Annotated in this window: 15 protein-coding genes; 8 read left to right on the top strand and 7 right to left on the bottom strand. The window is 68.4% G+C overall.

Features of this window, described 5'->3' with window-relative positions; genetic code table 11:
* Positions 1–24: 24 nt before the first annotated feature.
* Positions 25–540: a TetR/AcrR family transcriptional regulator gene (locus IH13_RS0112105; RefSeq protein WP_051835830.1), complete on the top strand. Its 516-nt coding sequence runs from the start codon at positions 25–27 to the stop codon at positions 538–540.
* Between the two features lie 158 nt (positions 541–698).
* Here IH13_RS0112105 and IH13_RS0112100 read toward each other — a convergent pair whose 3' ends face one another.
* On the bottom strand, positions 699–2,045 hold the full coding sequence (locus tag IH13_RS0112100) for a helix-turn-helix domain-containing protein (protein WP_158791141.1): 1,347 nt from the start codon (positions 2,043–2,045) through the stop codon (positions 699–701).
* A 202-nt stretch (positions 2,046–2,247) separates the two neighbouring features.
* On the opposite strand from IH13_RS0112100, the gene IH13_RS0112095 reads away from it, so the two are divergent.
* Genes IH13_RS0112095 through IH13_RS0112085 form a run of 3 tightly spaced genes read left to right on the top strand, consistent with a single transcriptional unit; the run spans position 2,248 to position 4,760 of the window.
* Entirely contained in the window at positions 2,248–3,153 is a 906-nt protein-coding gene (locus IH13_RS0112095) for a dTDP-glucose 4,6-dehydratase (RefSeq protein ID WP_031083695.1), read from the top strand.
* Between the two features lie 42 nt (positions 3,154–3,195).
* A complete protein-coding gene (locus IH13_RS0112090; protein WP_234433272.1) occupies positions 3,196–4,329 on the top strand; it encodes a DegT/DnrJ/EryC1/StrS family aminotransferase in 1,134 nt (377 codons plus the stop codon).
* Positions 4,326–4,760, top strand: coding sequence for an arsenate reductase/protein-tyrosine-phosphatase family protein (locus IH13_RS0112085; RefSeq protein WP_051835823.1), 435 nt, complete (start codon positions 4,326–4,328; stop codon positions 4,758–4,760). Before IH13_RS0112090 ends, IH13_RS0112085 begins: the two co-directional genes overlap by 4 nt.
* Before the next feature lie 18 nt (positions 4,761–4,778).
* Here IH13_RS0112085 and IH13_RS0112080 read toward each other — a convergent pair whose 3' ends face one another.
* The 5 genes from IH13_RS0112080 to IH13_RS0112060 form a co-directional block, all read right to left on the bottom strand.
* The gene (locus IH13_RS0112080) at positions 4,779–5,954 is read right to left on the bottom strand and encodes a UDP-N-acetylglucosamine--N-acetylmuramyl-(pentapeptide) pyrophosphoryl-undecaprenol N-acetylglucosamine transferase (protein WP_031083689.1); all 1,176 of its coding nucleotides are present in this window, start codon (positions 5,952–5,954) and stop codon (positions 4,779–4,781) included.
* A gap of 517 nt (positions 5,955–6,471) precedes the next feature.
* Positions 6,472–8,307, bottom strand: coding sequence for a caspase, EACC1-associated type (locus IH13_RS0112075; RefSeq protein ID WP_031083688.1), 1,836 nt, complete (start codon positions 8,305–8,307; stop codon positions 6,472–6,474).
* Between the two features lie 4 nt (positions 8,308–8,311).
* Positions 8,312–8,725 carry a hypothetical protein gene (locus tag IH13_RS0112070; RefSeq protein ID WP_051835822.1) on the bottom strand — a complete coding sequence of 138 codons (414 nt, stop codon included), beginning with the start codon at positions 8,723–8,725 and terminating at the stop codon, positions 8,312–8,314.
* A gap of 97 nt (positions 8,726–8,822) precedes the next feature.
* Positions 8,823–11,462: a S8 family peptidase gene (locus IH13_RS0112065; RefSeq protein WP_051835821.1), complete on the bottom strand. Its 2,640-nt coding sequence runs from the start codon at positions 11,460–11,462 to the stop codon at positions 8,823–8,825.
* On the bottom strand, positions 11,455–12,441 hold the full coding sequence (locus IH13_RS0112060) for an AAA family ATPase (RefSeq protein WP_031083682.1): 987 nt from the start codon (positions 12,439–12,441) through the stop codon (positions 11,455–11,457). Before IH13_RS0112060 ends, IH13_RS0112065 begins: the two co-directional genes overlap by 8 nt.
* Before the next feature lie 590 nt (positions 12,442–13,031).
* On the opposite strand from IH13_RS0112060, the gene IH13_RS0112055 reads away from it, so the two are divergent.
* A complete protein-coding gene (locus IH13_RS0112055; protein WP_031083681.1) occupies positions 13,032–13,739 on the top strand; it encodes an RNA polymerase sigma factor in 708 nt (235 codons plus the stop codon).
* Positions 13,739–14,827, top strand: coding sequence for a hypothetical protein (locus tag IH13_RS0112050; protein ID WP_031083679.1), 1,089 nt, complete (start codon positions 13,739–13,741; stop codon positions 14,825–14,827). The genes IH13_RS0112055 and IH13_RS0112050 overlap by 1 nt, the downstream gene beginning before the upstream one ends.
* 365 nt (positions 14,828–15,192) lie before the next feature.
* Here the strand turns inward: IH13_RS0112050 and IH13_RS0112045 are convergent, their stop codons facing one another.
* Complete coding sequence (locus IH13_RS0112045) at positions 15,193–16,125, bottom strand: L,D-transpeptidase family protein (protein ID WP_031083677.1); 933 nt, start codon at positions 16,123–16,125, stop codon at positions 15,193–15,195.
* A 234-nt stretch (positions 16,126–16,359) separates the two neighbouring features.
* On the opposite strand from IH13_RS0112045, the gene IH13_RS0112040 reads away from it, so the two are divergent.
* A complete protein-coding gene (locus tag IH13_RS0112040) occupies positions 16,360–17,940 on the top strand; it encodes an acyl-CoA mutase large subunit family protein (protein ID WP_031083676.1) in 1,581 nt (526 codons plus the stop codon).
* Between the two features lie 122 nt (positions 17,941–18,062).
* Positions 18,063–18,618 (top strand): leucine efflux protein LeuE (gene leuE, locus IH13_RS0112035; RefSeq protein ID WP_031083675.1); only part of this gene is annotated, 556 nt, incomplete at its 3' end.

The raw sequence follows: 18,618 nt of genomic DNA, 5'->3' as shown, positions 1-18,618 counted from the left end.
TGTCTCTTATACACATCCGAGGAACTGTTCTACGCCCGTGGCATCACCGCGGTCGGCGTGGACCTGATCGCCGAGCACTCGGGCGTGACCAAGCGGACCCTGTACAACCAGTTCGGTTCCAAGGACCACCTCGTGGCGGCCTACCTCGACGGACGTGATCAGCGCTGGCGGTCACTCGTCCTCGCCGCCGTCGGCGCCTGCGACGATCCCGTCGAGGCCGTCACCGCCCCCTTCGACGCCCTGCGGACCTGGAGCGGGAGCAACACCCGCGGATGTGCGTTCATCAACGCGCTGGCCGAACTCCCGGACCCCTCGCACCCCGCGCACCGCATCGCCACGAACCAGAAGCTCTGGCTGCTGAACCTCTTCGAGGAACTCGCCACCACGGCGGGCTGCCCGGACCCCGCCCTCCTCGCCACCCGGCTTCTCACGCTGCACGAAGGGGCCCTCGCCACGCAGCCCCTCCCGCTCGACACCCTCTCCGGAAGCACCGAGCTGGCCCGGTCCCTGGTCCGAGCCGCCCCACCGGCCCCCCGTTGACCCGGCTGGACACCGGCACCTCGTCCTCTTCCTCCGGCGCCGCTGAGGGCCGCTTCCCGCGTGAACGGGGCTCCAGGCGTTCCTGTCCGTCCCTGGGCGCTGTCAGCCACGCGCTGGTCGTGCGATGCGCCCAGGCCGTCCGTGTCGGGGCGGGCTGTTCACGCACGCGCGGACGTCAACCGCTGCTGTGCGTACGAGCGCAGGTCTCGAACGGCGGTTTCGCCCTTGTGGGGTTCGAGTGACTCCCCGAGGGTGCCGCGCACCAGGTCGAGGCACCGTGAAGCACCTGTCCCCAGGGCGGTGTCCAGCGCTGTTCGGGTATCCGACACGGCTGCGTCGACGTCACGCTCGGCGAGCGCGGCGTGGGCACGATACGTGAGCATGATGGCGCGGGTTCTGACCCGTTCGGGGGCCAGCAGGCCCAGGCCCTCGTCCAGCGCGACGGTGGCTCGCCGTGGGTCTTCCAGGTCCAGCCAGCAGCGGCCCGCATCAACTGCGAGGTCGGCGGATGACATCCAGGACACCCACGGGGGTGCGGATTGTGCATCGCCACGCTCCAGTTGGTGTTCGGCGTCGTTGAGTGCGCGGGCGGTGCCCACATCGTCCTGGAGGACCGCGAGGGCGCGAGCCCGGCGTACATCCAGCAGGGAGCGGGCTGTCGCGTGGCGGGTTCGGGTACGGGCAAGGGCGAGGATCTCGACCGCCTCACCGGGGTGGCCGAGCCAAGTGGCGGAGTACGCGAGGTCGGAAAGGACTCCGGCTCCGAGATCGCGGTCGTCGGTGCTGTGGGCTGAGTGCAGGGCGGTGCGCCAGTGGCGTTGCGCCGAGGCGTGGCGGCCTTGGTCGAAGTGGAGCCAGGCGGCGCTCTGGGCCGCCTGAGCCAGAACGGTAAGCAGGCGGCGGCCGGTGGGTTCGTCGTAGCGGGCTGAGCCGAGCAGGTTGATCGTGACGCGCATGGCCGCTGTGAGGAGGTCGGCACATTCCTGAGGGGATGTGTTCGCCAGGCCGGGGAGACGTTCGACGCTGCTCTCCAGCCAGGTGAGCAGGCTTTCGTCGACACGGCGCCCAGCCAGAGCCCCGGCCAGACGTTCGGGTTCGACGCGAGCCCATTCGGTTGCCATTCCGACTAAGGATCCGGCGGCGAGAACGAGGAAGGTACGGCGGTCAGGCTGGTCGAGTTCCACCAATAACTCCGTGTGGGCGGCGTGGGCGCCGGCCAGGCTGAAGGGGAACGGGCGATCGTAGGCGGGGAGCCACCACGGCCATGCCACGGTCCGCAATCGAGCGGTATCGATGCCCAGAACGTCGGCCAGCAGCTCTTGATAGAGGTCGCTGGGAGCGCCTACCCGTCTGTGCTCCCACCGGTAGATGCGACTGCGGTCGGCAGCGATGCGAAGACCGCGACGTTGCGCGGCCAGGTTCAGGTGGTGGGCGAGTTTTTCCATGCTCCACCCGCGTTGCCGGCGCACGTAGGTCAGGGGATGGCGTACTGCTTCCGTCTTCATGCACACCCCCCAACTCTGGTGTCTGTACGGCACCGTAGCGACCCGCTTCGCAGAGCGGGCCCACATCGGGGATACAGACTCCAATGGGGTGTGCGGCCCACCGTGGAGGCAGCTCGGGGAGGTTCCGGGCATCTGTCGACGGCCTGCCGACATCGGCGCTTCTGCGCGATGTGCCGGGCCGCCACTCTTCCGGGAGGCGCGCATGAAACACGTACTCGTCACTGGAGGTGCGGGCTTCATCGGCTCGCACTTCGTCAAGCGGATCATCCAGACCGAGGACGTCGCCCGTGTGACCGTCCTTGACGCCCTTACCTACGCCGGTCACATCGAGAACCTGGGCATGGCGTTCCTGTCCGACAAACTACGGTTCGTCCACGGCGACATCCGTGACGTAGCTGTTGTCGACAGCCTGATGGCGTCCGGTACCACAGCAGTGGTGCATTTCGCGGCCGAGTCCCACGTCGACCGCTCCTACAACGCGGCCGACGCGTTCTTGTCCACGAATGTTCTCGGCACCCGGGTGCTCGTGGATGCCGCACACCGCCACGGCGTCGACAAGTTCGTCCACGTCTCGACCGACGAGGTTTACGGCCCGCTGCTGGAGGGGGCCGCGACCGAGGATTCGCCCTTGCGTCCCTCGGTCCCGTACGCGGTGTCGAAGGCGGCCGCAGATCTGGTAGCCCTGGGTGCCTACCAGACGCTTGGGCTCCCGCTGTGTGCGACTCGTAGCAGCAACAACTACGGGCCCTATCAGTACCCCGAAAAGGTCATCCCGCTCTTCGTGACCCGACTCTTGCGAGGAGTACCCGTCACGCTCCACGACCGGGGGCAGCACGTACGTAACTGGCTGCATGTAGAAGACAACTGCGCCGGGATCGAAGCAGTGCTGCGTGATGGGGAGCCGGGCGAGGTCTACAACCTCGGTGGAGGTACTGACCTGTCCACCAAGGAGCTGACCGGCCACCTGCTGAACATCTGCGGCGCGACGTGGGACGCGGTCACGTACATCCCCGACCGACCGTCGAACGACGCCCGCTACTCGATCGACTGGTCCAAGGCCCGCGACCAGCTCGGTTACCGGCCTGCCCACCGCTTGGAGGATGGGTGAGACGGCCGACCTGAAGCGCATCGCCATGAACGGGGTAACCACATGAACCTGACCACCCCCGACGCCCGGCGCAACGCGTCCCCGTACCTCTACGGACGAGAAGCAGCGTCTGTCGCCCGAGTCCTGGAGGCCGGCCAGTACGGACACACTGACCTCACCGTCGAATTCGAGAGGCGGATCGCCGCGTACCTCGGCGTACCCGACGTGGTGGCCGTCAGTTCCGGTACCGCGGCTCTGCACAGTGCCCTGCTGGCCACAGGCATCGGCCTTGGCGACGAGGTGATCGTGCCGTCCATGACATTCTGCGCCACTGTGCAGGCCATCCGGGCTGTAGGAGCTGCCCCGCGGTTCATCGACGTAGACCCGGCGACGTTGTGCGTCACCCCGCAACTCGTCATGGACGCAGTCACTGATGACACGGCCGCCGTGCTGCCGGTGCTCTTCGGCGGCCGGGCCGTCCACCTCAGCTCCATTCGCGAGGATCTGGCTGAGCGGGGCATCGTGGTCATCGAGGACGCTGCCCATGCCTTCGGCTCTCACTGCGGACCCAAACACGTCGGCGCCGACGACACGGCCCTGACGTGCTTTTCCTTCGGGCCGGTCAAGAATCTTACCTGTGGCCAAGGCGGGGCCGTCATCCCCCGTACGCCCGAGGAGGCCGCCGCTGTCCGCCGACTTCGCATGCTGGGCGTTACGCAGTCCCAGAGCGAGCGCGCTGAGACCACCAGCTACCAGGTGGAATGCTTCGGCTTGCGGTACCAGCTCTCGTCCATCAACGCCGCCATCGGACTGGCGCAGTTCGACCATTTCGACGCCACCGTGCGCTCCCGGCGGCATCTGTGGCGCACCTACAGCGATGCCCTGGACGCGCTGGAGGGGGTGACGCTCGTCGACGTCGGCCTCGGCCACACGGTGCCGCACCTGTGTCAGGTACGCGTGCCGCACCGGGACCACGTATTCGCCCACCTACGGGCGAGGAACATCGGAGTCGGCGTTCACTACCCGCCCAACCACCTTCAGCCCGCCTTCGCACGCTGGAAGCGTGACCTGCCCGCCACCGAACGGGCCAGCCGGGAAATCCTGAGCCTGCCCTTCCACCAGCACCTCACCGAGGCAGATGTCCACCGAGTGGTGACCGCCCTCGGACAGGCTCTCAAGGCCACGGGCGGATCATGATGTCGAATCTGCTCGTTGTGTGTCTGGGGAACTACTGCCGTAGCCCCTTCGCTCAGCTTGCTCTCGCTCGACGGGGTGGACCACGTATGGCCGTTCGCTCAGCCGGGCTGATCGGCAAGTGGCAGGACCAGCCGGCTCATTCCGCCATGATCAACGCCGCCGGGCGGCTGGGCTATGACCTCACCGCCCACCGTGCTCAGCAGACCAGCCTGGACATGTTGGATTGGGCGGACACGGTACTCGCCATGGACGCCTCCGTTCTCGCCACCCTCCGGGCCGTCTACGGTCCGGAGAACGAGAACAAACTGCGCCTCTACCTGCCCGGCCGGGACGTGCCCGACCCGATGGGCCAGGACGATGCTGCGTTCCATGAGTGCGCTGTGCTCATCGAAGCCGGCACCGCCCTCCATACCGGTGGACGGATCACGTAGCCCTTGCGGGTCGCGCTGTTACTGGGACGCTGCGGACAGGATCACGTCCACGAGCCTTTCTGCAGCGTCCGGGCGCCCATGTGCCCTGGCTGCCGCGGCCATCGTGGCCCGGCGCGCCGGATCGTCGAGGAGCGGGCCGACCGCCTCGCGCAGGTGGCCGCCGGAGACCTCGCCGAGGAGGGCGACCGCTGCCCCGGACTCCTCCAGGTGGCGGGCGTTGTGGGCCTGTTCGTTCCCGGCCGCCGTGGCGAGCGGGATGAATACGGCGGGCTTGCCGAGGGCGGTCAGCTCGGCCAGGGTGCCCGCACCGCTGCGGGAGATCACGAGATCGGCCAAGGCCAAGACGTCCGGCAGCTCCGGTCCGACGAACGGAGTGAGGTGGTACCGGGCGACAAGGGAGGCCGGAAGTCCCGCCGCGCGCGCGGACAGCGCCTCCTGGTGGGCCGGGCCGCACTGGTGCACCACGTTGGCGCGCTCCAGGAGCCACGGCAGTTCGCCGCCGACCACGTCGTTGATCTGCTGTGAGCCCTGCGCTCCGCCGGTGACGTATACGGTCGGCAGCCGCCGGTCGAAGCTGTGGAGGCCGAGCGCGGTCGCGGCCTTGTCCGGGTGGCCGGTCAGGACCTCAGGTCGTACGGGGTTGCCGGTGACCACCGCCACCGACCGCACGCTCTCCGGCAGAAGCGGCAGGGTCGACTCCGAGGACACGGCGATCCGCGCGGCGGAGCCGGCGAGCTTACGGTTGGCGAGGCCGAGGCGGACGGTCTGTTCGTGCACGACCAGCGGGACCCGGCACATCCGCGCGGCGAGCCCGGTCGGCACGGCTACGTAACCGCCCGTGGCGAGGACGACGTGCGGCCGGAAGGCGGAGACCGCGCTGCGCGCCTGGGCGGCCCCGAGCGGCACACGTGCCATGTCCCGGACGTTGGCGGGCGACACCATCTTCAGCGGGTTCGCGTGACGCCGGACCTTACCCGTGGCCACGGTGGTGAACGGGATGCCCTCTGCGCTCGTGACCTGGGCCTCCAGGCCCCCCGCCGTGCCGATCCACAGGACGTCGAGGGTGCGGCCGGAAGCGGCCAGCCGTGCCTGCAGGGTACGGATCGCGGTGAGAGCGGGGTAGGTGTGGCCGCCGGTTCCGCCTCCCGTCACGATCAGGCGGAAGACAGGCGTCGGCTGAGGCGCGGTGTTCACGCTGGGCACTCTAGTGGCTGCTGTCCGGTGATCGTTCGCCATGGTTCTGGGCGTCGGAGACGCCTGGGTCGCGCTGGTGGACAGGCTCTCCGCGTCGGCGGCCTCTGGTGCCGAACGGCAGTGCCAGGAGCTTGTCCTGAGGTCACGAGGTGACTGAGCGCAGACAGGTCAGGTGAGCTCCGGAAAGCGCTGGTCACTGGGGTGTCCAACGTTCAAGAACGCGTACACCCGGAGGAATTCCCTGACGCGTTGGTCACGGACAGGCCGGCTGATCCACAAAGCGCCTGGCCAAGCGACCAGGTGTTGGAACGACGACCGGGGCCGCCACCCCTGGCCGGGATGGCCGCTAGAAAGCCCCCTGACCAGGCATTTTAGTGCCGATGGTGGAGGCTCTAGGCTACTGGTTAGATCGGCCTCCATCTGGGTGTTTCTGCCTGTTCCTGACTGCTGTTGGCCACGCGTTGGCCACGGCGTCAGCCCTTCAAGCCGGCCCCTGAGGGCTGTCGCGCCAAGGAGCTCATACGGGCAGAGCGTGTAGGTCACCTCGGGCGCCAGTCGCGTACACGACGCCGTCGCTGATCGTGGGGAACCCTTGACGGTCTGGACTCAAAAGGAGGTCATAGGATCGGATCTTTCGACCTGTCAGCAGGTTCCACCTGACCAGCTTCGCGGCGCGGTCGGCTGTGAACAGAGTGCCACCCTCAACAGCCGGTCGGTTGAGGAGGCGGCCGTCGGTCTTCTTCTCCCAGAGCACGGTTCCAGTATTAGTGTCCAGAGCCACAAGCCGGTTTTCCATGTCACCGAAGAGCAGCACCTCGTCGGTGGCGACTGGAGTCGATGCTAGGAGCGCTTTGGTATCGAACCACCAGAGCGGCCGTCCGTTCTCAGGGTTCACCGCCACGATTCGCTGACACGAGAGAGATTTCTCCGGCTGCAAGGCCATGTAAATTCCGTTGTCCGTGGCAGCCCAATCCGGAGATAGAGGGGCATCGGCCTGGTAAGACCAGGCCACCCTCCCGTCGGTGACAGCCACCATGCGATCTCCGCTAAAACTCGCTGCCGCGCCGGTAATTGGGGGTACCGCAGCCGTGAACAGTGCACATTTGGCAGCCGTCTGCGGTGGGGAAGTGGCGGTAAGTCCGTCTGTGGTAACCGACCAGAGGAGCCTAAGCGTCGACGGGACAAAGGCGTGCAGCGTGCCGTCCTGAGCAGTTGCGTACAGCACGTCCTGCGAAACGCCTAGCAACCCGTCGCGGATTGCGACTGGGTGTGACGCTCGGTGCTTCCCGGTCCGAAGGTCATTCATTTGCAAGTAACTGCCCTTGCCGGGAAAGTATGCCGCGCCCCCATATAGGGCAGGGTTACCTGGGTACCACATCTTGATCAGGGGCAACCGCTGTCGGGATTCGAGGTCGATCGCATGCAGCTTGTATGGCTCGTGCACCACAAGCACGCCGGCGGACAGGATGGGCTGGCGAGCAGGTCCGAGGGCTGCTGGGGCTTTCCAAGGCTCAGGCTTACGCTGCGCTCGGGAACCGGCAGACGTGCGAGTCCGGCTGCCCGTACGGTCTGGTAGCGAGGCCCGCGGCTTTTGTTGTTTTCGCACTTTGGCGAGCGCGATGTCGTACTGCATTTCGCCGCCCATGCGAGGGGTTTGAGCGGCCCCCTCCCGGTGGAGACGCTCGCAGGTATATCGGTAGAGTTCCTGGAGGGTGACTACACCGTCGCCGTTGAGATCGGCAGCGCCGGTGGAAATACCTTCGATGAGCACCCCGGTGAAGAGAGATGGTGCAGGTGTCTCGGCGTCGTAATGCTCCCCTTCCCAGGCTCTCTGTGACCTTGTACCAGCGGTGATGACGACACGGCCCTGCCCGGCCAGGGCCTCCTCGAATCGTGCTGATTCCTCGCCCTTAGCCCCTGAGAGGAAGAGGCCGCTGTAGCAGCAGTCGAGGATCACGACGATGCTTCGAGCACGGCAATCGTCTATGACCTCGTGGATGAATGTCGCAGAGATCGTTGTATAGGTGGGTCGGTCAGGATCCGTCTGGCGGATGGCAAAGTAAAGCTTGTCGTTGCGACTTACGATCCCGTGACCAGAGAGGTATAGGAGACGTACGTCGTCGCCCCAAGCGTTGAGGAAGAACTCTCCGATTGCCCGTTCCAACGCGGCGCGGTCGGCATCAATGAGTGTCTGTACCTCAAATGCGCCGATTTTTGGGTCACGCAGCAAGGTGGCGAGGCGAGTGCAGTCCACCTCGGGTGAACGTAGCGCTGGTAGTTCTGGGTGATCGTATGTCCCTGTACCGATGAGCAGAGCCCCGCGGTTTCCGTTGCCGATCGGCTGAGCGGTCATAGTGTCAGGACTGCTCGGCGGAGCGCTCTTCGGAGTGGCCATCGCCTGGAACCTCGCGGTGAGCGAGGAAAATATCGATCAAACGAGTCCGCTCGGCAGCCGAGGCATCAGTCAAATCGATCACATGGCCTTCCAACTCCACCTTGATGCCGCGCACAGGTCGGTTCTTCAACCATGTGTTGGCGAGCAGGAGAACCTGACGCAGAGTAAGGGAAGCGGCCGTAACGACAAGCGATCCAGGAACGAGCAGCTCGCTGCTCTTTGCCCCTTTCGAGATCTGATCCGTAGAGTGCCCGGCTCGTACGTCCAGTACGTCCAACTCCTGGATTGAGCGTCGCAGCTGGCCTCCAAGGCGCAGCAGCTCGTCATCGTCTGTGTCGGCAAGCCCCAGAAGTTCCAGTCGTACGGTCTGCTGCATCGTCCCACCCCGGTGTCTGCGCTCTCGTCGCGTGAAAGTTTAGGGAGGGAACTGGTTGGGTTGAGATGAAAGCTAGATGCTGGCCTCGATTGATCACTTACCAGCCGAGTTGCATCTGAATTGGAATGCCGTTCGTGATCTCGGTCTGGGCGGTTGGCGTGACCTCTACCGGAACTCCCAGCTGTGCGGCGATGGGGGTGTACAGGTCGGTGGTGATCTCCGGTGTTCTCAAGGAGATCAGGAGGGCGTAACTGACAGGCAGGCCGATCCTGTCCTTGCGTTTATTTGCCTTCCACCAGCCGCCGACAGGGTAGACCGCGAGCATGCCGCAGTCGGCGAGTTCGGCTGCCGATCCGCGCCAGATGTCCGCGTGCAGCGAGCCGAGGTTGCGGGCCCGGGGGCCGACCAGCCACTTGCTGTTGGACTCGAACGCCTTGGGGTTGCCAAGGCCGTCGCCTTCGTGTTCGGCCTGTTCGGCCAGTCGCCTCTGGAAGGAGTCGCTGGATTCGGTGGAGCCCTTGATGGCGAAGCGTAGGCCGTGGGATGCGTAGCTGTAGCGGCCGAGCATGCCGCGTCGGCCGGGGTTGGGCTCGATCATGTAGGCGAGCGTCACGCGCAGGTCGACGGTGGTCTCGGCCAGGTCGCGCAGTTGCTCCAGGGGCCAGGGCAGCTCGTGCAACTTGAGTTCGGCCAGGCGAACCTGACCGCCCTTGACCTTGTACGGCACCAGAGTGTTCTGGATGATCATCGTGACGGCGTTCGAGGCGCTGCTGCGGATGCGTTCGGCGGTGGGCATGCCCCATCCGTACCGGCGGATTACCTGTCGCATCATGTCGCCCTTGCCGAGATTGGGGGCGCCGGTCTTCTTAAACAGGCCCTTCTCCATGGCAGGGGTCCACTGGGCTTCGTGCACGAGAAGGGCGCGAACAGTCTCTGGCCGCAGCCCGGGGTAGGTACTCATCGCCGTGGCGGCGAGCGCAGCCGCCTGGGCCGTGGCAGCGCTCGTGGCGTTCGTCCAGGTCAGCTGACGCGCCGGGTCGTGGTGGGTGGTCGCCACGCTTACCAGATCGTGTGGGTCCAGGATGCTGTCGTCGGGGGCGACAAGCATGTTGCCGCCCTCCAGAACGATGTCAGGCTTGGCGATGGAGCCGTTGGTCAGCGCCACCGATGTCCGGCTGAAGGGGGACAGGGAACCGGGGGCGGCCAGCGGACGGAATCCGCTGAACAGGGCAGAATCGGGGACGGCATCCATATGCGTGCACGCCCCGACGGTGAGTACGTTGTGCGCTTGGGAGGGTTCCTCGATGCGCGACAGGTCGCACAGAACCAGCGGATCCAGAGTGCCGTCGTCGCGGCGCATCTGGTGGGGGACAGGACCGCGGATGTTGCCGGCGCTCACGATGATCAGGCGTGACGCTTCAGGATCGGGCGCTCCGATCAACTCGATCCGGTCATCCCGGACGGTGACGGCCGTGCCTGCCGCCAGGGCGTCCAGGGTGGCCGACCACAGGGTCGCGGTGCCGTCTACGCCGTTCTCCCCTTCCCCGGACTGCCGGGTGACGGCCATCGAGAAGACCCGCCCGGACGGTGCGGGGCTCCCGTTGCCGATCTCAGCGGTCGCGACCGCGTTCGCGGTGGTCTCCGCACAAGTGCGCGGGGACGCGTGGGGTGTGTGAGCGTCGTTGAGGATCTTCACGGACTCAAGGCCGTGACCGAGGACGACGGGACCTTGTGATTCAAGGGCTGCGGCGAAGTCCCCGAAAAGGGCGAGGCCGGCCATTTGCGTGCCGTGCCCGATGCGGTCGGCCGGCGTGCTGCCAGGAAGCACGCTGTAGGCGCGCTCGTGCAACGCGGGCTTGAGCAGGGCGTGCTCCTGAGCTATCCCCGTGTCCAGGATGCATACCGCCGGGGCTTCTGGGGCGGCCGGTTCGATGCGCGCGGCGAGATCCTTGACGAGGTCGACGCGGAATTCGCGGTCGACGGCGTAGAGGCCCTCGGCGAAGGTAGGGCTACGGATCTCGGTAGGGCAGGCGTTCGTGGCCAACAGGAACGCCAGCTCGTTGCCGGTCGTCGCGACGTGGGCCACCAGATGTTCCCCGACATGGATAGCCCGCTCACTGACCCGCCAGCGACGCTCTTCGGCCAGCGCACGCAAACTGTCAACCGCCGTCGGCGAGATCCGCGGATCGAACCACAACTCCCACCACCGCTCATCGTCCAGCGGCGGCATTCCCTGCCGCTCCTGCCAGAGGTGCTCCAGCAGAGCCCGCTGGATCTGTTCCATATTGGCCACCAGCACGGCCTGTTTAGGGTTGCCGCCAGGAGTGTTGTCCGTGAAGTCGGCGATCCGCTGGCTGAACGAGGCGATTTTGTCGAAGGGGATCCAGACCAGTGCATCCTGCCGAGTGTTCTCGGTCTGCGGGTGGCTGCTCATGAGCGTCAGACCGGATGCGTCCAGACGATCCAAACTCAGAGAGTGATCGCGAGCGGCCTCGATACGCACCGCGAAACCGTCAGGCTGACGGTTCTCGGGCGTCTGCTGCACGAGCTGGGTTGCCTCACGGCGGGCCGTCTCCAGCCCGTCCACCAACGCGTCTGCGTGCCTCTGCCGGTTCGTGTGCTGAACCAGGTTCGGACCGCTCCCGCCGGGAGCCTCGGAGCGCGGCGTGAGGGTAGCGGCCTCCCAGGGCACGATCAGGTGCGGACTGAGCCGTGCGGAAGGGTCGGGCTCAGGCATGGCGGGAGGTGTGCCGCTCATTCAGGGCTTCCAGCAGCAGCTGCTCATCCACCACGTCCCGGTCAGCCAGGATGGCTCGTTTGGCCGCTGCTTCCGCCGCTTTGACCAGCTCGGCGTGACTTAGGCCCGACGCACGTTCTGTCACGAGATCCCACCGTAGTGTGCTTGTGTCCATTCCGGCTAGGCGTCGCTGCAGCACCTGTACAGCTTCCTCCCCGGTGGGAGGGCCGTAGGTGGCGATCATGTCGAAGCGGCGGAACAGAGCCTGGTCCAGAAGCTGGTGGTGGTTGGTGCCGGCCACCACGAGACTCTCGGAGGGTGCCTCATCCAGGAACAGCAGAAATGAGTTCAGGATCCTGCGGGCTTCGCCGACGTCGTTGCCTGCTGCCCGTTCGGCTCCCAGAGCGTCGAATTCATCGAACAGGTAGACCGCTCGGGTCTGGGCCACGGCGTCGAAGACCAGACGCAGCTTGGCCGCGGTCTCGCCCATGAACCGGCTGATCAGGCCATCCAGGCGAATGGTGAACAGGGGCAGTTTCAGCTCTCCTGCCAGTGCCGCTGCCGTCATGCTCTTGCCCGTTCCGGGAGGCCCGGACAGCAGGATGCGGTGCACCGGGGTAAAGCCGAAGCGCTCAAGCCGTGCACGCTGTCGCTGTTCGTGGAGCACGCGATCCAGCGAAGCGCGCAGTCCGGCGTCCAGGGTCATGTCGTCGAGCTGGGTATCCGGGTAGCCTGCCGTCAGGAGACTGGTCAGCTCACCACGAGGCTGCACCACCGGGGTAGCGGCACGTCGGGTGCCCGGCTTCCCCTGCCGCTGTTGGGCAGCCTCGACCAGCTCACGCAGCTCTACAGCGAACTTTCCCTGTCCCTGACGGGCGGATTTCGCCGCGACTTGCAGGGCGACGCTGTAGAAGAGGTCGTCGTTGGCTTCGGAGTGTGCCCGGACGAGGGCTTTCAGGTGGTCGGCGTTCGCTGCCATACGCCTGTCACCCTTCCCGTACGGACTGCCTGTAGTAGACGTGTACCCAATCCAGTGGGCACCCGCGCCTGCATCGTACGGCCCTCGGCGTCCGCTTGCCTGGACGAGAGGTAGATGCGACAGCCATTGGCAATGGCTTGGCCATTGGCAATGGCTTGGCGCCTTGCGGCCTACGCAGTGCAACGCTGTCATCTGCGAAGGTCAGGCGGTCGCCTGCAATCCGTACTGTGATGCGCTGCGAGCGGCGCCGGATCGTGTGATCGCTGACTGCGTTGGCCACGCGTTGGCCATGTGCCAGCCACTTTGGCCCACATACGGCCTGGTCAGAGCGCTTAGTGACGAGGACGACCGGGGCCGCCACCCCCCACAGGAGAGGCCCCGGTCGTCTTCCACGAGGCCGCGCCGCGACCCCGTACTCAACTCAGCGCCATCGGTGCGTTTTCTGTCACACCGCTCAGCGTCAGGAGACAGTTGCGGGTTGTACAAGTCATGGACGAGGCGCCGTCCGACCACGTAGCGTGCTGAGTCACGCAGAGTGGCGTGGCAGTGATGACCAGCTGCGATTCGGATCAGCAGGGCGGGTTGAGGGAGTGCTGGGGGACGACGCGGAGCTGACCGCCGCGGTGCTCGCGGCACAGGACGGGGACGAGGACGCCTTCCGTACTGTGTACCGCGCTGTGCACCCGCGGCTGTTGGGGTACATACGGACGCTGGTGGGTGAACCGGACGCCGAGGACGTGGCCTCCGAGTCGTGGCTCCAGATAGCGCGTGACCTCGGACGGTTCAGCGGGGACGCCGACCGGTTCCGCGGCTGGGCCGCCCGGATCGCGCGCAACCGCTCGCTCGACCACATACGGATGCGGGGCAGGCGCCCCGCGATCGGCGGGGACGAGAGCGAGCTGACGGCGCGGCCGGCCGAGTCCGACACGGCGGACGAGGCGCTGGAGGCGCTGGCCACCGGCCGCACCCTGGACCTCATCGCCCAGCTCCCGAGGGACCAGGCCGAGGCCGTCGTGCTGCGGGTGGTGGTCGGGCTCGACGCGAAGAGCGCGGCCCGGACCCTGGGCAAGCGCCCCGGCGCGGTCCGCACGGCCGCGCACCGCGGTCTGAAGCGGCTGGCGGAGCTGGTCGGCCCGGACAACGGCCCGGACAACGACACCGGCAACGGCCTGGACGAAGAGATTCCGGCGGGCGGCGCGGGGCTCGGCGCCGTACCCGCGCAGCGCCTCGCGCGAGGCGGCGCGGTGGCGCCCGCCGGTGTGACGCATTCGCGTGCGTGGACGCAGAAGGACATGTGATGGCCGACGAGCAGGACGACTGGCTTGACGCGGACGCGGCGGAGGCTTTCCTCCGCGGCGACCGGGCCGAACCCGGCGGCGCTCACGACCGGACGGCGGCCCGGCGGCTGGACGCCGCACTGCGCGCGGTGCGCACCCCCCGTCCGCCCGCCGGTGAACTCCCCGGCGAGGAGGCCGTGCTGGCCGCGTTCCGGGAGGCGTCCGGGGCGGCGGCCGGGAAGCGGGCAGACCCCACGCGTGCCACCGGGCCCGCCGGACGGCAGGACACCCTGCACACCGTGCGGATCGGGCCCGGGCGTACGACACCCTCGCGGCGCCTGCGCTGGACCCGCCCGGTGCGGTACGGCCTGGCCGTCTCGCTCGCGGGCTGCGCGCTCGGCGGGGTGGCGGTCGCGGGGGGTACGGGCATGCTGCCCGCCCCGTTCGGCGGCCAGGGCGCCCCCGTACCGGCCTCGTCCGTCTCGACGACGGCCCCGCCGAGGGAACTGGGAGCCGAACTGCCCGACACCGACCCGTCGGCCCGGCCCTCGGGCCCGGCCGGTACGGCCTCGCCGCCCGCCACCCCGGGCGCCCCGGAGGGAGCGGACCCGCAGGACGGGGGAGCGCCGGACGGCGACCCGGCGGGCGGTGGCGGTACCCGGGGCGACGGCGACGCGGACCCGGGACACGGCTCGCCGGACGGGACGGCCGAGCCGGACGGACGGGAGGAGACCGGCGGTTCCACCGGTGCCACCGACCCCTCCTCCGGCGCGTCCGGGGGCGACTCCCCCGCCGAGGCCTACAAGAAGTCGCTCCAGGTCTGCCGGAGCTACCGCGACGACTCCCTGGGCGGCGAGGAGCGGCGCCGCCTCGTCGAACTCGCCCGCGGTGAGCGGAACGTGAAGCGTTTCTGCGCCCGCCTTCTGGACCGCCTCGGCGGCGGAGGCGCGAGCGGTGACGACGAGGGCCCCGGCGGCCGGCCCGGCGGCCCGGACGGGGACGACGGCAAGAGGTCGCTGCCCTCGGTCGTCTTCCACACCGTGCGCCCGGCGGAGGGCCGGGTGCCGCCCTCCGACGAGCCGTCCGCGCCCGTGGTGGCGGTGCGCTGACCGGGTCCGGCCCTCCGGCGCGCACCTTGGTCCTGTGGCCGCCGTGCGCCGGCCAGGGGGCGCCCTCCGGTGCGTCCACCGGTTGCCGGAAGCAGGCGCCGACCGGTGGGGGTGTCCCGCAGGACGTGGCCGGGACGCGCTGGTGCCACCCCGCTGACCTGCGCTTATGCCTGTCCCGGGCGAGGGGCGTAACGTTTTTCGGGGCTCCGGCGCAGTACAGAGTGCCGACTGGTCATCGGCAGCGCGACGAGCCGGGGTTCCCCCCGTACCTTCGGCTCAGCGCACCCGGCGCGGGCGGGACACGTTCCCCCGGTCCCGTCCGCGCCCCTTTTCCGCTCGTGTGCGCTCCCGTCGGCCCGTCGCCGCTACCGGTAGACGACGACCTTGTCGCCGTCCTTCACCTGGGCGTAGAGCGAGGCGATTTTCGCCTCGTCCCGGACGTTCACACAGCCGTGCGAGGCGCCGCTGTAGCCGCGGGCCGCGAAGTCCGAGGAGTAGTGCACCGCCTGGCCGCCGCTGAAGAACATGGCGTACGGCATGGGTGAGTCGTAGAGCGTCGAGACGTGGTGGCGGGACTTCCAGTACACCGAGAAGGTGCCCTCGCGGGTGGGCGTGTACTCCGAGCCGAAGCGGACGTCCATCGTCGAGACCACCCGGCCGTCGATCATCCACGCCAGGGTCCGGCTGTTCTTGCTGATGCACAGCACCCGGCCCTTCATGCAGCGCGGGTCCGGCTTCGCCACCTCCCGCTCGGTCGGCGGCCGCAGTTCGCCGGGGGTCGGCTCGCGGGTCATCCCCAGCAGCCGCTCCCAGGTCACCGTGTCCGTCCTGCCCGTGCGGGCCAGGCCGCGCTTGCCCTGGAAGGAGCGTACGGACGCCTCCGTGGCGGTGCCGTAGTAGCCGGTGGGGCTGCGGTCGAAGTGGCCGACCTGGCGCAGCCGCGCCTGGAGTTCGCGCACCCGGTCGCTGCTGTCGCCGGTCCTCATCAGCGTCTCGGGCTCCGGCGCGGCCGGCGCGTCCGGCGTCCGGGAGGGGGCCGCGGAGGAGGCGGAGGGCGAGGCGGTGGGCGGCGGCGCGGACGGTGAGGGGGAGGCGCTCGTGGGGGTGCCGCCCGGCTTCGCGTCGTCTGCGGGGCGCGCCGACGCGGCGGGCGGCTCCACCGGAGCCGGGGTCCCCGCCGCCCCCGCGGGCTCCACCCGGCAGCCCGCGGTCAGCGCTGTGAGAGCGAGCGCGCCGACGGCCGCGACCGCCGCCGCGCGCCTCCCGCCGCCCCGTCCGCCCGTACGCATCGGTCCCATGCCACGCCCCCTCGGTTCACCGTTCCGTGCCGCTGTCCCATGAGACGGGATTCCCACCCCGACCGGTTGCCGAATCCCCCGCATGATGTGCGACCGGGACGGTGGTGATGGTTCAAGCTGTGAGCAAGGTCCCAGCGGACGGACCGCACCGGTGGGACAGCCGCCGCTAGAGTCCCTCGCTAGAGTCCGGGCAAGGTCGTTACCGCTTAGTAGGTGAAACGGGAGGCACAGCACATGACGCGTGAGTCCGAATCGGGACTGCCCATCGAGCCGGTGTACGGGCCGGACGCCCTCGACGGCTGGCGGGCCGAGGAGAAGCTGGGGGAGCCGGGTGCGTACCCCTTCACGCGCGGTGTCTACCCCACGATGTACACGGGCCGGCCCTGGACGATGCGGCAGTACGCCGGGTTCGGCACCGCCACCGAGTCCAACGCGCGATACAAGCAGTTGATCGCCAACGGCACCGCGGGCCTCTCCGTCGCGTTCGACCTGCCGACCCAGATGGGACACGACTCGGACGCGCCGATCGCCGCCGGCGAGGTGGGCAAGGTCGGCGTCGCGATCGACTCGATCGACGACATGCGCGTCCTGTTCGGCGGGATCCCGCTGGACAAGGTCTCCACCTCGATGACCATCAACGCGCCCGCCGCCCTCCTGCTGCTGCTCTACCAACTGGTCGGCGAGGAGCAGGGCGTCCCGGCGGACAAGCTGACCGGCACCATCCAGAACGACGTGCTCAAGGAGTACATCGCCCGCGGCACCTACATCTTCCCGCCGAAGCCCTCGCTCCGGCTGATCGCCGACATCTTCAAGTACTGCAAGGCCGAGATCCCGAAGTGGAACACCATCTCGATCTCCGGCTACCACATGGCGGAGGCCGGTGCCTCGCCCGCGCAGGAGATCGCGTTCACCCTGGCCGACGGCATCGAGTACGTCCGTACCGCCGTCGCCGCCGGCATGGACGTGGACGACTTCGCACCCCGGCTCTCCTTCTTCTTCGTCGCCCGTACGACGATCCTGGAGGAGGTCGCCAAGTTTCGTGCCGCGCGCCGGATCTGGGCGAAGGTGATGCGCGAGGAGTTCGGCGCGAAGAACCCGAAGTCGCTGATGCTGCGCTTCCACACCCAGACCGCGGGCGTCCAGCTCACCGCCCAGCAGCCCGAGGTCAACCTCGTCCGCGTCGCGGTCCAGGGCCTGGGCGCGGTCCTCGGCGGCACGCAGTCGCTGCACACCAACTCCTTCGACGAGGCCATCGCGCTGCCCACCGACAAGTCGGCCCGCCTGGCCCTGCGCACCCAGCAGGTCCTGGCCTACGAGACGGACGTGACCGCGACGGTGGACCCCTTCGCGGGTTCGTACGTGGTCGAGAAGATGACCGACGACGTCGAGGCCGCCGCCCTCGAACTGATGCACAAGATCGAGGAGATGGGCGGCGCGGTCAACGCGATCGAGCGCGGCTTCCAGAAGAACGAGATCGAGCGCAGCGCCTACCGCATCGCACAGGAGACGGACAGCGGCGAGCGCGTCGTCGTCGGCGTCAACCGCTTCCGCCTCGACGAGGAGGAGCCGTACGAACCGCTGCGCGTCGACCCGGCGATCGAGGCCCAGCAGGCCGACCGGCTGGCGAAGCTGCGGGCCGAGCGCGACCAGGGCGCGGTGGACGCGGCGCTGGACCAGCTGCGGAAGGCGGCCGAGGGCACGGACAACGTCCTCTACCCGATGAAGGACGCGCTCCGGGCCCGGGCGACGGTCGGCGAGGTCTGCAACGCGCTGCGGGAGGTCTGGGGGGCGTACGTCCCGACGGACGCGTTCTGAGCCGCCCCGCCACCCGGGCGGGCTCGCGGACGGTGGTCCCCGACAGGTGGACGCCGGGGGCGGGACGGCCGTGATGCGGACGGTGTGGACACGGTGTCGTACCCGCGTGCGACACTCCGTCCATGCTGGGTGTGACCGATCTTCCGACCTACCTCGCCGGCCTGGTGCTCATCATCCTGCTGCCGGGGCCGAACTCGCTGTACGTGCTGTCCGTCGCCGCCCGGCGCGGGGTGCGGACCGGGTACGTGGCCGCGGCCGGGGTGTGGACCGGGGACACGGTGCTGATGACGCTGTCCGCGCTGGGGGCCGCCTCGCTGCTCCAGACCACGCCGTTGCTGTTCGCCGTGGTCAAGTACGCGGGCGCGGGCTACCTGACCTGGCTGGCGATAGGGATGCTGCGGGCCGCCGTGTCGATGTGGCGTGAGCGGCACCGACGGGTGGCCGAGCTGACGGAGGGCGACGGGACGGGCGGTGTACCGGGCGCGGAGCCGGGGGAGCGGGAGCGCCCCTACCGGCGGGCGCTGGTGGTCAGCCTGTTCAACCCGAAGGCCATCCTCTTCCTGATTTCCTTCTTCGTGCAGTTCGTCGACCCCGGGTACGCCTATCCCGCGCTCTCCTTCCTGCTGCTCGGCACGCTGCTGCAGATCGGCAGCTTCCTGTACCTCTCGACGCTGATCT

It is taken from the genome of Streptomyces sp. NRRL WC-3549, assembly GCF_000721935.1.
GTDB lineage: Bacteria > Actinomycetota > Actinomycetes > Streptomycetales > Streptomycetaceae > Streptomyces.
Note: the sequence above shows the minus strand (reverse complement) of the source record. Positions and strands in the feature narration are given on the sequence as shown.

Coding starts and splice junctions, on each gene's coding strand:
- IH13_RS0112100 (WP_158791141.1), bottom strand. CDS start 2,045: ATGAAGACGGAAGCAGTACGCCATCCCCTGACCTACGTGCGCCGGCAA.
- IH13_RS0112095 (WP_031083695.1), top strand. CDS start 2,248: ATGAAACACGTACTCGTCACTGGAGGTGCGGGCTTCATCGGCTCGCAC.
- IH13_RS0112090 (WP_234433272.1), top strand. CDS start 3,196: ATGAACCTGACCACCCCCGACGCCCGGCGCAACGCGTCCCCGTACCTC.
- IH13_RS0112085 (WP_051835823.1), top strand. CDS start 4,326: ATGATGTCGAATCTGCTCGTTGTGTGTCTGGGGAACTACTGCCGTAGC.
- IH13_RS0112075 (WP_031083688.1), bottom strand. CDS start 8,307: ATGACCGCTCAGCCGATCGGCAACGGAAACCGCGGGGCTCTGCTCATC.
- IH13_RS0112070 (WP_051835822.1), bottom strand. CDS start 8,725: ATGCAGCAGACCGTACGACTGGAACTTCTGGGGCTTGCCGACACAGAC.
- IH13_RS0112065 (WP_051835821.1), bottom strand. CDS start 11,462: ATGCCTGAGCCCGACCCTTCCGCACGGCTCAGTCCGCACCTGATCGTG.
- IH13_RS0112060 (WP_031083682.1), bottom strand. CDS start 12,441: ATGGCAGCGAACGCCGACCACCTGAAAGCCCTCGTCCGGGCACACTCC.
- IH13_RS0112050 (WP_031083679.1), top strand. CDS start 13,739: ATGGCCGACGAGCAGGACGACTGGCTTGACGCGGACGCGGCGGAGGCT.
- IH13_RS0112045 (WP_031083677.1), bottom strand. CDS start 16,125: ATGGGACCGATGCGTACGGGCGGACGGGGCGGCGGGAGGCGCGCGGCG.
- IH13_RS0112040 (WP_031083676.1), top strand. CDS start 16,360: ATGACGCGTGAGTCCGAATCGGGACTGCCCATCGAGCCGGTGTACGGG.